The following is a 14,613-nucleotide window of genomic DNA, read 5'->3' as shown; positions in this document are numbered from 1 at the left end:
CGGACAAGGCTGAGGACCGAAGCCTAGGACGGCTGGCCGATCAGCACGCGGACGTCCTCGGCCAGCCGCAACGGATCGAACGGCTTCACGATCACACCGGCCGCGCCGAGATCGCGATAGCCTTCGAGATCGCGATAGCCGGCCCGCGCCGTCATGAAGATCACCGGCAACGATCGCCCCTCCTCCCCCATGCGGATCGCGGCAAGCACCGCCGGCCCGTCCATCACCGGCATCATCATGTCGAGCAGCACCGCGTCGGGCCACCACCCGTCCACTCGCATCGCCTCCAACGCCTCCACGCCGGAGGCGGCCGTCCGCACCTCGATGGCCGCATCGAGGCCGAGCGCGAGCGCCGTAATCGTCCGGATGTCCGGATCGTCATCGACGCACAATATCCTGATCCGGCTCGTCATCGGTCGTCCGTCTGCGCGGCGCTGGCGAGCAGCCGGCGGATGGTCTGGGCGAGGTTGGGCAACGAGCGGCGGGATTTCACCAGCACCGCATCGACCTGCCCTCTCGTTTCCGGCACCACATCCTTGGCCGAATAGATGATCGTCGGGATCGCCGTGCCGTCCGCCCGCAGCAGATCGGGCAGCAGGTCGAGGCCGGAACCATCGGGAAGCACGATGTCGAGGATGACGATATCCGGTGTCGCCCGATCGAGCTGCTCGCGCGCCGCCGCGATCGTGGTGGCACGCAGCATCCGGCCATGCTCGGCCAGCGCGGTGGCAGTCACCTCCAGCATGTCGATGTCGTCATCGATATGGAGCAGGGTGGGGCGCGTCGCCTCGCTATGCGCGATGGCGCGGCGCACGGCGACGACGAGTCGCTCCTGATCGACCGGCTTGTCGATCCAGTCGACCACTTCGAGCGACGCCGTCACCGTCGCATCGCGGGCATCCAGCCCCGAGATCACGATGATTGGCAGCGAGCGCGTCCCCGCGCGACGACGCAACGCCCGCACGATCTCGAGGCCACTCTCGCCGGGCAGTTGCACATCGACGATCACGCCATCGTACCGGCCGGATCGCGCGGCCACCTCCGCAGCGCGCCCGGTATCGACGCAATCGACCAGGCAGCCGGCTCCCTCCAGGATCGCGCGCAGGGCGGCCGCGGCATCGGGCTGCGCTTCGCAGACGAGGATGCGGGCGCGCGTACCGCTTTCCGTCACCGGATCGGATGGCGGCAAGGGCAGCGAGAAGACCAGCCGGGCACCGCCCCCGGCCGCCCGGCCGAACCAGATGCGGCCTTCATGGGCCGAGATGATCTCTCGGGAGATGGCGAGGCCCAGTCCGGTGCCACCGCTGATCGCAGCGCCCCCCGCCGCCTGCGAGAAACGCTCGAAGATCCGGAGGCGAAACTCTTCGGGGATCCCCGGCCCTTCGTCTTCGATCGCGACGATGATGTCGGTTTCGCGCCGGGTGACGCGTATATCGACGGTGCCCCGCTCCGGCGAAAAGCGAATGGCGTTGGACAGCAGGTTGGTGGCCACCTGCAACAATCGATCCGCATCGCCATGCACGAGCAGCGGGCGTTCCTCCGCCTCCAGCTCGAGGATCACGTCCTTCATCTCGGCAAGGCCCCGGCTGCCTTCCAGGGCCCGTTCCAGCAACGCCACGATATCGAGCGGCGCACTTTCGAAATGCATCCGTCCCGAGCCGATCTTCTCGATATCGAGGATGTCGTTGATCAGCCGGATCAGCCGGCGCGAATTATTCTCGGCGATCTCGACGAGCCGGCGCGCGGCATCGGGCAGTTCGCCGACCGAACCGGCCCGCAGCAAGCCGAGCGCGCCGACCACCGAGGTGAGTGGTGTACGCAATTCGTGGCTCACCGTGCTGACGAACTCGTCCTTCAGCCGTTCGACCTCCTTGCGCTCGGAAATATCGCGGATCGCCGCGACGATGTAGGTCTCGTCCGCCGACGGCATCAGCCCCAGCGCGATATCGACCGGCACGACATGCCCGTCGCGGTGCTGGATCGTGCGATCGAGCCGGTGGGGCTGGACGATCTTGCCGTCATGCACGCCGATACGGTCGTGAAAGGGCTCGTCGCCGGCCGCCACACCGAGAAACACCGAGGCGTCCTGCCCGATCATGTCGCCGGGCTCCAGCCCGAGCAGTCGCGTGCTCGCTTCGTTCACGGCCTTGATCCGCCCGGCCGTATCGAGGATCATCATGACGTCGGTGGTGCTCGCGAAGATCGCGCGCAGATGGGCCGCCGCGGCGTGGGTCCGCCGCTCGAACCGATATCGCTCGCATTGCGCGCGCCAGATCGACAACAGCCCGATCCACAAGGCGAATCCGGCGATGATCATCATCGTCCAGACGAACCGGTCGATCGCCCAATATTGATCGCGGACATGCGCGATCCGCGCGTTCATCGTTGCCCGCTCGGTCTCGGTCACGGCGTTGATCAGCGCTGCCGCCCGCCGCATCAGCGCCACGCCCTGCAGATCCGCCGCCCACGCAGACGCCGCCAGGACGCCGTCATGCTTCCGCAGCGCGCTCGCCTGCCCCATCTCCCGGAACTTCGCCTCCACCACCCGGCGCAACTCGGCGAGGCGCGCGGTCTGGACGGCATCGCCGGCATAAAGGCTGTCGAGCTGTGCGAGCCCCTGCTCGGCACGTGCCTCATTCTGCCGAAAACTCCCGGCGAAAATGGCGTTGCCGGTCAGCAGATAGCCGCGCTGCGCACCCTCCGCTTCATCGAGGCCGCGCAGGAAATCGGCGGCCGCAAAACGCTTTTCGAAGGAGAGCCGGTTGATCGCGCGTGCCGTATCGAGCTGGCGCTGCTGCGAACCGAACCACAAGGCCAGTGCGAGCAGCACCAGCGGCCCGATCGTGCCGACGAGCCAGAAGCGGACACGCGACGGCGGCCTGGGAACGAAGGAAGAAGGCTCAGACAGCCCCTGAATCATGCAGCATCGATCATTCGGCGCCGTCCCCCTGCTCGGCGAGCAGCGGCTGCATGGCGAGGATCGCCTGGGTCCGGTTGTTGACCCCCAATTTGCGGAAGATCGCGGTGAGATGGGCCTTGATGGTCGCTTCGGTGACTCCCAGATCGCCGGCGATCTGCTTGTTGAGCCGACCATCGGCCAGCGCCATCAGCACCCGTAGCTGCGCGCCCGACAGGCCCGCAATGCGCGCCCGCGCTTCGGACACATCGGCCTGCGCCTTGCCGCTGCAGGCCGGGAACACCGTCTTCCCCGCCAATATGGCGCGCAGCGAACCCAGCGTCTCATCGAGCGGCTGCGCCTTGGAAAGATACCCCGCGGCCCCGAGCGCGCGCGCCGCCTCGATCAACTCGGGCTGCTGCCGGGACGAAACGATCACGATCGGCACGTCCCCCAATGCGTGCTGGAGCCGTAAGAACCCCGAAAAGCCACGCGCGTCCGGCAATATGAGATCGAGCAGCGCCAATCTGTAACCACGATGACGGCCAATCGCGGCCTCCGCTTCGGCGATCGAACCGACGCTATCGATGGTCAGTTCGGGCATGGCAACGCGCGCCGCAAGCGCCAGACCTTCACGAATCAACGGATGATCATCGGCCAGCAATAAACGGGAACCAGGCAATACATCCCCTTAATGCCCGCGAGACGCCCCCTAAGACGACATCGCCGACTTTTCACAGCTCGAGATACAGACGTCGCAGAAACGAGTTTTGGTTTCAATTGGCGATTTACAAGAGATTTTGGCAATTCCATATGGGACATGTTGCACATGCGTATGATCGGAGTAGATCGAGACGCGATGGTCGACCCGCCCTCCATTCTTGTCGTCGATGATGAAATCGGCAATCGCATCATGGCGGTAGCGATTCTGACTGCGGCCGGATGGCGTGTGGATCAGGCAGAGGATGGCGCCGCCGCGATTGCTGCACTGCATGATAAAAAATATGCGGTCGTGCTGATGGATATCCAGATGCCGGAGGTGGACGGGTTCCAGGCCAGCCGCGCGATTCGTTGCGGCGGCGGCCCTTCGGCATCCGTGCCGATCCTCGCCTTCACCGCCATGCCCCGCGAGACCGCCCATGAACGCGCGATGGCGGCCGGCATGGACGGCCATGTCGCCAAGCCCTTCACCCCGGCGGCCCTGGTCGCGGCGGTGGAATATTGGCGGCCCGGCGGCGGCCCCCATCCGTCCGCGGCGCTGGCCGGGATTTTCGGCCGGACCGAAGTGGCCTCGCTGCTCAGCCGCTTCCGCGACCAGCTGGTCGAGGCGCTGGACGCCAGCGACGATCACACCGCACGCCGGAGCCGCGCCCACAAGATCGCCGGGATCAGCGGGACATTGGGCTTCGCCGACGTCTCGCGGAACTGGCTCGCCGTCTCCGAAGGCCACGACTCGGCCTGGGACGAGGCCCGCGCCGCCGCGCGCAGAGCGATCGTGACGCTCGACGCCGGGGATGATTTCGACCCCGAAACGAGACTCTAGTCTAACCGGCGTTACGACCCTGGTCTAACCGCCCCGCCCCACAGGGTTCGTAGGAAGGTTTCGTTAAGTCCGTTGGCGTTTGTCGATCCTGTCACGCGTTTCACAGGATTGACCCATGACCAACGTCCTCACCCGTTTCCGTGCTGCTGGCGTCCTGATTGCGACGCTCGCTGCCGGCTTGTTCGCTTCCGCCCCGGCGCAGGCCGGTTCGTCCGCCGGCACGATCGGCGTCTCGCTCACGGTCACGGCCGCCTGTGCGGTGAACGCCGCGACCAGCGTGGCCGCCACGATCGGCCAGCTCGGCTCGATCAGCTTCGCCTCGCAGCCCGGCATCTTCTCCAACACCGATGCCGCGATGGTCGCCACCGGCGGCGGCAGCGGCATCTCGGTGCTGTGCTCGCCGGGCCTGACCCCGACCTTCACGGTCGGCGCCGGCGCCAATGACGACAGCACCTTCCATTATCTCGCCTCGAACGGGAGCAAGGTGGCCTATCATCTCTACAGCGATGCCGGGCGTACCAGCGAGATCACCATCGGCCAGGTGCTCAACCTCGGGACGGCCACGTCGACCGCGTTCAACGTGCCGATCTATGGCCGCGTGAGCAGCAACGGCGCGGCGCTTCCCGCCGGCAACTACACCGATACCGTGCAGGTGACGCTGGCCTGGTAACAGGCTGGCGGGGCGGAATAGCGGCCATGCCTGTCATCGTTCGCATGGTCGTTCTGACGCTGGCGGGTGCCACCGCCGGGGGGTGGTGCGCCACGTCGGCGACGGCCGAGACTTCGAAGAGCTTTCAGGTCTCGGCCGTCATCGCCAACGGCTGCTCGGTCACCACGACGAGTTCGGGCACCGGCACCTGGGGCAATATCGCCCTCGGCACCGTCTCGGGCATCACGACGGGAACGGTCCAGGCCAGCCTGCTGTCCGGCAGCAGTGCCGGCATCCAGATCGACTGCACCCCCGGCATGACCGCGAACCTGACGGCGGACACCGGCAACAACGCCATTTCGGGCGTCCGCCAGCTCGCCAACGGGACCGCCCGCATACCCTATCTGCTCTACGCCAACGGCAGCAGCACGGCATGGACGACCCAGGCGGTGGCGCTCTCCTTCCCGGTAGGCACCTCGCACATGTCCGTCCCGGTTGTCGCCAAGGCCACATTGTCGAGCCCGTCCACGGCCGGCGCCTATTCGGACACGGTGCGCGTCACGCTCAGTTGGTGACGCGCATTCCCCTCAACCTTTCGGAGTAGCCCCCCGTGCTTCGCAAGACCTTCCTTTCCGCCCTGCTCGCCATCGGCATCCTGCCGGCCTTCGCGCCCGCCCATGCCGCCGCCGTCGTGCTGTGGCCGATCGACCCGACGATCGCGACCGGCCAGACCGCCACCGCGCTCTGGGTCGAGAATCGCGGCACCGATCCCGTCACCCTCCAGGTCCGTTCGCTGGGCTGGAGCCAGTCCGGCGGCGAGGATCAATATGCCGCGCAGGACGAGGTCGTCACCAGCCCGCCGATCGCCAGCGTCGCCCCCGGCCAGCGCCAGCTCGTCCGGGTCATCCGCCGCGACACCGGCGCCACGCCGGCCGAGCACAGCTATCGCCTGCTGATCGACGAACTGCCGCCGCCGCTCGATCCGGCCAAGCCCGACGGGCCGACCGCGCACCTCGCCGTGCAGATGCGCTATTCGATCCCGCTGTTCACCTATGACGGTGAGATCGCCACCATGCCGACGCTCCAGGGCCATACCGTGGTGGTCGAAGGCAAGCGCTATGCCGAGATCCGCAATGTCAGCCAGCGCCATGCGCGGCTGCTCAACCTGCGCATCCAGCAGGGCGCCAAGAGCTTCACCGTCACTGCCGGCCTGGTCGGCTATGTGCTGCCCGGCGCGACGATGCGCTGGCCGCTGCCCGACGGCGCACCCGTCAGCGGCGCCCTGCTCGTCAACGTCAACGGGGTCGATACGAGCCTGGCTCCGACTGCCTGACGCGTGCAATGTGGCGCAGCCTTCCCTTCCTCCTCCTGTCGGTCCTCGCAATGGCCGGCGCCCGACCGGCGGACGCGGCGGCGTTGCCGGCGTTCAGCGCCGCGCCGGTCGATCAGCCGCTGTTCGTCGAGCTCGTGCTCAACGGGCAGGCGGCCGGTGACATCGTGCAGATGCGGATGCAGGGCGGCCACGGCATGATCGACGCCGCCTCGCTGCGCAAGGTCGGCCTGAACGTCGCCGGCGACGGCCCGATCGACGTGTCGCAGCTGCGCGGCGTGCAATCGACCTATGATGCCAACGACCAGACGCTGAAGCTCGACGTCTCGCCGGACATGCTGCCGACCAACCATATCTCGCCCTTCACCCGCGAACAGGCGGCGACGGTCACCGACTATGGGGCGATGATCAACTATGACGCCTATGCCCAGACCAGCGCGGGCGTCACCACCGCCTCGCTGTGGACCGAGCAGCGGCTGTTCGGCCCGTTCGGCACCCTGTCCACCGACGGTACGCTGCGCGTCACCCACAATGGCGGCAGCGGCAGCCCGAGCGGTTATCTGCGTTACGACACCCGCTATCGCTATGTCGACGAGAAGCGGGCGCTGGCCTACACCGTCGGCGATCTCATCACCCAGTCGCTGCCGTGGACGACATCGGTGCGGATGGGCGGCATCCAGATCGCGCGGGATTACCGCGTGCGCCCCGATCTCATCACCACCCCGCTGCCGAGCTTCGCCGGCCAGACCGCCGTGCCCTCGGCGGTCGACCTGTTCGTGGACGGCTATCGCCAGCAGAGCGCCGACGTCGCGCCGGGCCGCTTCGTGCTCGACAACATGCCGGTGGTGAACGGCGCCGGCGAGGCGACGATCGTCACCACCGATGCCGTCGGCCGGCAGATCGCCACCACCATCCCCTTCTACGTCTCCTCGACCCTGCTCAAGCCGGGGATGCTCGATGTCGCCGGCGAAATCGGCTTCCTGCGGCGCGGCTACGGCCTGAAGAGCTTCGATTACGGCACCGCGGCGGCCAGCGGCACCGTCCGCCGCGGCATCACCCAACACATCACCCTCGAGGCGCATGGCGAGGCGACCAAGGATCTCGGCCTTGTCGGCGGCGGCGTGGTGTGGGCGCCGGGCCTGCTGGGCACGCTCGCCGCCAACGTCACGACCAGCCACAGCGAGGGCCGTACCGGCACCCAGTGGACGGTCGGCTACAGTTACTCCAACCGCCGCTTCAGCATCTCGGCCGAGCATGATCAGCGCAGCCAGGGCTATCGCGATCTCGGCAGTTTCGATCTCGCCAATTATGCCGGCACCCGGCGCAACGACCGGGTGATCGCCAGCGTCAACGTGCCCCATCAGGGCAGCTTCGGCGCCGCCTATATCGACGGCGAGACGATGGCGAACGCCCATACCCGGATCCTGTCGCTGTCTTATTCGCGCCCGATCGGCCATTTCGCCAGCCTGTTCCTCAGCGCCGATCATGATTTCGTCGCCCACAGCACCAGCGCTCAGCTCCGCCTGATCGTGCCGTTCGGCCGCAACACCGTGAGCGGCGGCATCACCCACGATCCCGGCCGCGGCAACCTCGCCCAGCTCGATTATTCGCGCTCCGTGCCGACCCAGGGCGGGTTCGGCGCCAATGCGACGCTGGCCGGGGGGGACAATGGCGAGGTCTACGGCCAGGCCACCGCGACGTGGCGCGGCAAGGCCGTCGAGCTACAGGCCGGCGGCGCCTTCACCCCCGGCCAGCAATCGGGCTGGGTCGGCGCGACCGGATCGCTGGTGATGATGGACAAGAGCCTGTTCGCCGCCAATGCGGTGACCGATGCCTTCGCCCTTGTCTCGACCGCGGGCACGCCGCACGTGCCGGTGTCGTTCGAGAACCAGCCGCTCGGCGTGACCGACCAGCGCGGGCACTTGTTCGTGCCGCAGATCACCTCCTACCATGTCAGCCACTTCGCGATCGACACGCTCGAGCTGTCCGCCGACCATATGGCGGACGCGGTCGAAAAGAATGTTGCGCTGCGCCAGGGGTCGGGTGCGGTGATCCGCCTGCCGATACGCTTCGTCCGCAATGCGACGGTGACGCTGGTCGCCCGCAACGGCAAGGCGCTCGATCCCGGCGGCCGGGTTTCCCGCGCCGGCGCCAGGGACAGCGAAATCGGCTGGGACGGCATCGCCTTCCTCGACGACATCAAGGGCGAGACCGATCTCGCCGTCACCAACCGCGACGGCTCCACCTGCCATGCGCACGTCACGCTGCCCGCCGGCGCCAAACCGCTCGCCCAGATCGGCCCGGTGCGATGCCTGTGAGGCTCCCCTGCACCCCGCTGATCCGGCTGGTGCTGGCGCTGCTGCTGGCCTGCGGCTTCGCCGGCGCGGCCAATGCGACCTGCACCTTTTCCTCGCAGGCGCTGAATTTCACGTCGGGCTCGACCTATGACGTGAAGGCGGCCGCCGTCGCGCAGATCACCGGCCCGGCCGGCATGACCTGCACCGGATCGACGGTCAACGTGCTGGGCGCGTCCGTCTATGCCAACGGGAGCGCGACCAGCGTCAACGGCTTGATGCTCAAGGGCAGCAACGGCGGCAGCATCCCCTATATGCTCTCGGCGGACCCGAACAACGTCAACAGCTTCAACAAGACCGCCAGCATCAACTTTATGAGTACGGCCGTCCTCTCCCTGGTCAACATCCTGGGTGCGACGTCCTTCACGCCGGTGCTCTATGCGAGTCTCGCCGCCAATCCCCCCAATATCCCGGCCGGCACCTATACCGATACGGTGACCATCAACTGGGTCTATCAGATCTGCACCGTGAGCGTCGCCCTCGCGTGCGTCAGCACCGAGAATGGCACCGGCAGCTCGGTCATCAAGATCACGCTGGTGGTGAGCGCCGACTGCCGGATCAGCGCGCCGAACGTCAGCTTCAACAGCGCGCCGCTCGCCAGCCAGTTCGGCGCCGTCAGCCAGGCGGTGCTGGTCGATTGCTCGCTGAACAGCAGCTACAAGGTCAGTTTCTCGGCCGGCACCGTCGCCAGCGGCTCGGCCCGTCCGTGGCGGACGATGAGCGACGGCAACAACCATCTCCTCCAATATAATATCTACCTGGCGGACGGGGTGACGATCTGGGACACCACCAATCCCCAGCAGAGCGCCACGCCGGGCACCGGCGGGGTCACCAACCAGATGCAATCCTATGTCGCCAAGGTGAACCCGGCCCAGATCACGCCGCCGGCCGGCAGCTATACCGACACCGTGAACGTGATCATCACCTTTTAGTTTGGACAGGTTGGTGCCACGCCCTCGACAGGCGGCGCAGATTGTGGTGACACGGCCTCATGTCGATCCGCCCCATGATGCTGCTCGCCGTCCTGCCGCTCACCGTCGCGGCCGCCCCGATCGAGGTCGCCGTCACCAACGTGACTCAGGCCAAGGGCAAGGTGCATGTCGATATCTGCTCCGAAAAGCTCTTCATGGGCAGCGACTGCCTCTATTCGGCCGATGCCCCGGCGGTGATCGGCACCACCATCGTCACCATACCGAACGTGCCGCCCGGCCATTATGCGGCCCAGGTGTTCCACGACATCGACGGTAGCGGCAAGCTGAAGCGCAACCTGTTCGGCATTCCCAAGGAGCCGGTCGGCTTCTCGCGCGATGCGCCGATCCATTTCGCGCCGCCCAAATGGGCGGATGCGATGTTCGATCATGGCACCGAGAGCCAGCGGATCACGCTGAGCCTGCGCACCAAATTCTTCTGATCCACCGTCTTCCGGCCGCATGACCCATCCGCTCGCCCGCCTCGTCGCGCTCGCCTGCCGGCGCCCCTGGGCGACGCTCGCCCTCGGCCTGCTGCTGACGGTCGCCGCCCTGCTGTTCACCGCCGACCGCATCGCGATCACCACCGACGCGACCGCGTTGATCTCGCCCGACGTGCCGTGGCGCCTGAACGAGCGGAAGATGGACGCCGCCTTCCCGCAGAATGGCGACAGCGTGTTGGTCGTGATCGACGGCGCCACCCCCGAGATCGCCGAGCGTTCGGCCGCCGATCTCGCCGCGAAAATGGCGGCCGACCCCAGGCATTTCCGCCGCGTCACCCGGCCCGACGGCGGCGAATATTTCGCGCGCGAGGGCCTGCTGTTCGGCAGCCAGGCCGATGTCGATGCCGCCACGAAGCAGATGATCGGCGCCCAGCCGTTCCTCGGCCCGCTGGCGGGCGACCCGTCGCTGCACGGGATCGCCGGCGCGCTCGATACCATGCTGCAGGGCGTCCAGCGGGGCGACGCGACGCTCGCCCAGATCGACAGGCCGATGGCGGCGCTGGCCGATGCCTTGGACGCCGAGGCCGCCGGCAAGCCCGCCTTCTTCTCCTGGCAAGCCCTGTTCGGCAGCGACGCCGGCAGCGCCAAGGGCGCCCTCGCGGCGCCGAAACGGCGGCTGGTGCTGGCGACGCCGGTGCTGGATTTCGGCAATCTGATGCCCGGCGAACCGGCGACCGACGCCGTCCGCGCTGCCGCCAGGGCCCTGAACCTCGATGCCGCCCACGGCGTCACGCTGCGGATCACCGGATCGGTGCCGCTGTCCGACGAGGAGTTTGCCAGCCTGGCCGATCATGCCTGGCTGGTCGGCGCGGTGATGGTCCTCGCCATGCTGGCGACCTTGTGGCTGGCGGTGCGCTCGTGGCGGATCGTCGGCGCGATCCTCGGCACCACGATCGCCGGGCTGATCGTCACCAGCGCGATCGGGCTGCTCGCGGTCGGCGAGTTCAACCTGATCTCGGTCGCCTTCATCCCGCTGTTCGTCGGCCTCGGCGTCGATTTCGGCATCCAGCTCGGCGTCCGTTTCCAGGCCGAGCGGCTCACCCACGATACCCCGATCGCGGCGATGACCGCGGCGGCGACCGCGCTCGGCGCGCCGCTGCTGCTGGCGGCAGGCGCGGTGTGCCTCGGCTTCCTCGCCTTCCTGCCGACCGCCTATGTCGGCATCGCCGAGTTGGGCGTCATCGCCGGACTGGGCATGATCGTCGCGCTGGTGCTGTCCGTCACCCTGCTGCCGGCGCTGCTGATGCTGCTCAAGCCGGGCCAGCCCCGCGCCGAACTCGGTCATCCCGCCTTGGCCCCGGTCGATGGCTTCCTGATCCGTCGGCGCCGGCCGGTGCTGATCCTGTTCGGCCTCGCCATGGCGTTCGGCATCGCCAGCCTGTGGTTCGTCCGCTTCGACTTCAATCCGCTCCACCTGCGCAATCCGCATGGCGAGGCGATGGCGACGCTCGCCGACCTGATGACCGATCCGGATCGCGATCCCAACACGATCGACATCCTCGCGCCCAACCTTCCCGCCGCGCAGGCGCTGGCGGTCAAGCTGTCGGCGCTGCCCGAAGTCGGCCAGGCGATCACCGCCGCGAGTTTCGTGCCCGCAGACCAGGCGCCCAAGCTCGCCACCATCGCCAACGCGCAGGCGCTGCTCGATTTCACGCTCAACCCGTTCGCGCCGGCGCCGCCGACGGGCGATGCCGGGACGATCGCCGCGCTGGGCCACACCGCCGCCGGCCTGCGGGGCGCCGCCACCGCCGCTGGGCAGGGTGGACCGGCCGCCGATGCGCGCCGGCTCGCCGCCGCCTTCGATCGACTGGCCGGTGCGTCGCCGGCCATTCGCGCGCAGGCGACGGCGCTGCTCGTGCCCCCGCTCGGGACGATGCTCGATCAGATGCGGAGCGCCCTCGCCGCCGAGCCGGTGACGATCGACACGCTGCCCGCCGCGGTGAAGCAGGACTGGATCGCCAGGGACGGGCAGGCCCGCGTCCAGCTGACCGCCGCCGGCACCGATCGCAGCGATGCCGCGCTTGCCCGCTTCGTCGCCGCCGTGCAGACGATCGCGCCGGGCGCGACCGGCACCGCGGTATCCACCCAGGCGGCCGCCCACACCGTCGCGATGGCGTTCGTGGAGGCCGGCGTGCTGGCGCTGATCGCGGTCAGCCTGCTGCTGTTCGCGGTGCTGCGCAGTGCCCGCGAGGTGGCGTTCACGCTCGCCCCGGTGGTGCTTTCGGGCTTCCTGACGCTGGGCACCTGCGTGCTGATCGGCCAGCCGATCAACTTCGCCAACATCATCGCCTTCCCGCTGCTGTTCGGGGTCGGCGTCGCCTTCCACATCTATTTCGTGATGGCGTGGCGGGCGGGCGCGACCGACCTGCTGCAATCGCCGCTCGCCCGCGCCATATTCTTCTCGGCGCTGGCGACCGGCAGCGCCTTCGGCTCGCTCTGGCTCTCGCGCCATCCCGGCACCGCCAGCATGGGCAAGATCCTGATGATCTCGCTCGCCTGGACGCTGGTCTGCGCGCTGATCTTCGAGCCGGCGCTGCTCGGCCCCCAGCACAAGAAGACGACGCCCTAAGCCTCCGGCATGCCCTTTTCCCGGTCGCACTGAGCCTGTCGAAGTGCGTGCCGCAGACGCCGAGCGCGTAGCACGTCCTTCGACAGGCTCAAGACGACCGGTCAGTATGGATCAGGCAGCCCCCAGCCCTCACTTCACCGCATCGAGCTGGGCGAGCTTCTTGACCATCGCCGGCAGCCCGCCCGTCTGGATGGTGGTGGCGAGATCGGCGCGCTGGAGCGCGAGATTGCTCACCCCGCCCGAGATGACGTCGACGATCCGGTAGCTGCCGCCCGTCTCGCGCATCCGGTAGAACAGCGTGTCGCCGCCGATCGTCACCTTGACCACGCGATCGGGACCGCGCTCGATCACCTTGGGATCGACCGTGAAGGGGGTGCCGTCATAGCTTTTGAAGTTGCGCGCGAGGCTGACCGCCGAATGGCGGGTGAGCGCCGCGACCGCCGATGCCTTGTCCGCCGCCGAGGCCTTGGCCCAGGCCGGGCCCGCCACGAGGCCGGCGATCGTCGGCATGTCGTAGTAGCTTTTGACCAGCGGCTCGAATCGATCGGCGCGCGCGGCGGTGGCGAGTTTCGCCTTCATCACCGCGATCACCGCATCGTCATACGCACCGATGCGCGCCGCCGGATCGCTCGCCTGCGCCTGCGCGACGGCGGGGATGGTGGCCAGAAACAGCGCGGCGATGCGGAAATTCCATGTCAATGTCGTCATCCTTTGGTCAGCGCAGCTTCATGCGCTGTGGCGTCATAACCACGTCTGAACAAGTCCGAGGCCGATCTGGTTTCGCTCCCTTTCGCAACTGCGGCAGAGCGACTATGTGGTGCGTGCCGTCGTCGGGAGATATGGATGGTCAAGATACTGCTCGCCCAACCCCGTGGTTTCTGTGCCGGGGTCATTCGGGCCATAGACATTGTGGATCGCGCCCTCGATCGGGTGGGTGCGCCCGTCTATGTTCGTCACGAGATCGTGCATAACCGGCACGTCGTCGATACGCTGAAGGCCAAGGGTGCCGTATTCGTCGAGGAACTCGATGAAGTGCCCGCCGGCGAGGTCACGATCTTTTCCGCGCATGGCGTCAGCCGCTCGGTGCAGCTCGACGCCGAGGCGCGCGGCCTGCCGGTGATCGACGCGACCTGTCCGCTGGTCAGCAAGGTCCACGCGCAGGGCCGCCGCTACGTCTCGACCGGGCGCACGCTGGTGCTGATCGGCCATGCCGGCCACCCCGAGGTGGAGGGCACGCTCGGCCAGATCGATGGCGAGATCCATCTCGTCGGCACGCCCGAAGAGGTGGCCACGCTGCCGATCCCGATCGACGCGGCCGTCTCCTACATCACCCAGACGACGCTGTCGGTGGATGACACCCGCGTCATCATCGCGGCGCTCGAAGCCCGGTTCACCAACCTGACCGGCCCCTCGACCGCCGAAATCTGCTATGCGACGCAGAACCGGCAGTCGGCAGTGCGCGCGCTGTGCGACAAGGCCGATCTGCTGCTGGTGGTCGGCAGCCCGAACAGCTCCAATTCCAACCGGCTGCGCGAGATCGGCACCGAGATGGGCAAGGCCGCCTATCTGATCGCCGATGGATCGCAGCTCGATGCGGCATGGCTGGACGGCGTCGAGACGATCGGCCTCACCGCCGGCGCATCCGCGCCCGAGGAACTGGTGCAGAGCGTGATCGCGGCCATCCGGGCCATCACGCCGGCAACCGTCGCCACGCTCGACGGACTCGAAGAAAATGTGCAATTCCGCCTGCCGCCCGCGCTCAACCGCCTGACGCCGCGCGCCAAGGTCGCCTGAAGGATTA

At 67.8% G+C, this 14,613-nt stretch carries 13 protein-coding genes; 9 read left to right on the top strand and 4 right to left on the bottom strand.

Annotation, left to right across the window (positions count from 1 at the left end):
• Positions 1-23 precede the first annotated feature (23 nt).
• From PBT88_RS02420 to PBT88_RS02410, 3 genes are read right to left on the bottom strand one after another with little or no spacing between them, the layout of a single operon-like run.
• Positions 24-413 carry a response regulator gene (locus PBT88_RS02420; protein WP_270077651.1) on the bottom strand — a complete coding sequence of 130 codons (390 nt, stop codon included), beginning with the start codon at positions 411-413 and terminating at the stop codon, positions 24-26.
• Positions 410-2,920, bottom strand: a complete 2,511-nt coding sequence (locus PBT88_RS02415; RefSeq protein WP_270077650.1) for a response regulator — start codon at positions 2,918-2,920, stop codon at positions 410-412. The genes PBT88_RS02420 and PBT88_RS02415 overlap by 4 nt, the downstream gene beginning before the upstream one ends.
• A 10-nt stretch (positions 2,921-2,930) precedes the next feature.
• Positions 2,931-3,539, bottom strand: coding sequence for a LuxR C-terminal-related transcriptional regulator (locus PBT88_RS02410; protein WP_270077649.1), 609 nt, complete (start codon positions 3,537-3,539; stop codon positions 2,931-2,933).
• Positions 3,540-3,590: 51 nt separating this feature from the next.
• Between PBT88_RS02410 and PBT88_RS02405 the strand changes: the two genes are divergently transcribed.
• From PBT88_RS02405 to PBT88_RS02370, 8 genes are all read left to right on the top strand, one after another.
• Positions 3,591-4,439 carry a response regulator gene (locus tag PBT88_RS02405; RefSeq protein ID WP_326521563.1) on the top strand — a complete coding sequence of 283 codons (849 nt, stop codon included), beginning with the start codon at positions 3,591-3,593 and terminating at the stop codon, positions 4,437-4,439.
• Positions 4,440-4,554: 115 nt separating this feature from the next.
• The gene (locus tag PBT88_RS02400) at positions 4,555-5,109 is read left to right on the top strand and encodes a Csu type fimbrial protein (RefSeq protein ID WP_270077648.1); all 555 of its coding nucleotides are present in this window, start codon (positions 4,555-4,557) and stop codon (positions 5,107-5,109) included.
• A 26-nt stretch (positions 5,110-5,135) separates the two neighbouring features.
• Positions 5,136-5,663: a spore coat protein U domain-containing protein gene (locus PBT88_RS02395; protein WP_270077647.1), complete on the top strand. Its 528-nt coding sequence runs from the start codon at positions 5,136-5,138 to the stop codon at positions 5,661-5,663.
• A 35-nt stretch (positions 5,664-5,698) separates the two neighbouring features.
• Complete coding sequence (locus tag PBT88_RS02390; RefSeq protein ID WP_270077646.1) at positions 5,699-6,421, top strand: fimbrial biogenesis chaperone; 723 nt, start codon at positions 5,699-5,701, stop codon at positions 6,419-6,421.
• Between the two features lie 50 nt (positions 6,422-6,471).
• Complete coding sequence (locus PBT88_RS02385) at positions 6,472-8,736, top strand: fimbria/pilus outer membrane usher protein (protein WP_270077645.1); 2,265 nt, start codon at positions 6,472-6,474, stop codon at positions 8,734-8,736.
• Positions 8,727-9,704, top strand: a complete 978-nt coding sequence (locus PBT88_RS02380) for a Csu type fimbrial protein (protein ID WP_270077644.1) — start codon at positions 8,727-8,729, stop codon at positions 9,702-9,704. Before PBT88_RS02385 ends, PBT88_RS02380 begins: the two co-directional genes overlap by 10 nt.
• Before the next feature lie 59 nt (positions 9,705-9,763).
• Positions 9,764-10,183, top strand: a complete 420-nt coding sequence (locus PBT88_RS02375) for a DUF2141 domain-containing protein (protein ID WP_270077643.1) — start codon at positions 9,764-9,766, stop codon at positions 10,181-10,183.
• Positions 10,184-10,202: 19 nt separating this feature from the next.
• Positions 10,203-12,812 (top strand): MMPL family transporter, encoded by a 2,610-nt coding sequence (locus tag PBT88_RS02370; RefSeq protein ID WP_270077642.1) that lies wholly within the window; start codon positions 10,203-10,205, stop codon positions 12,810-12,812.
• 129 nt (positions 12,813-12,941) lie between these two features.
• Here the strand turns inward: PBT88_RS02370 and PBT88_RS02365 are convergent, their stop codons facing one another.
• The gene (locus PBT88_RS02365; protein ID WP_270077641.1) at positions 12,942-13,520 is read right to left on the bottom strand and encodes an ABC transporter substrate-binding protein; all 579 of its coding nucleotides are present in this window, start codon (positions 13,518-13,520) and stop codon (positions 12,942-12,944) included.
• A gap of 135 nt (positions 13,521-13,655) precedes the next feature.
• On the opposite strand from PBT88_RS02365, the gene ispH reads away from it, so the two are divergent.
• Positions 13,656-14,606 carry a 4-hydroxy-3-methylbut-2-enyl diphosphate reductase gene (gene ispH / locus PBT88_RS02360; RefSeq protein WP_270077640.1) on the top strand — a complete coding sequence of 317 codons (951 nt, stop codon included), beginning with the start codon at positions 13,656-13,658 and terminating at the stop codon, positions 14,604-14,606.
• Positions 14,607-14,613 lie beyond the last annotated feature (7 nt).

It is taken from the genome of Sphingomonas abietis (genome assembly GCF_027625475.1).
GTDB lineage: Bacteria > Pseudomonadota > Alphaproteobacteria > Sphingomonadales > Sphingomonadaceae > Solisphingomonas > Solisphingomonas abietis.
The sequence above is the reverse complement of the archived record's forward strand: the minus strand, read 5'-3'. Positions and strand labels throughout refer to the sequence as shown.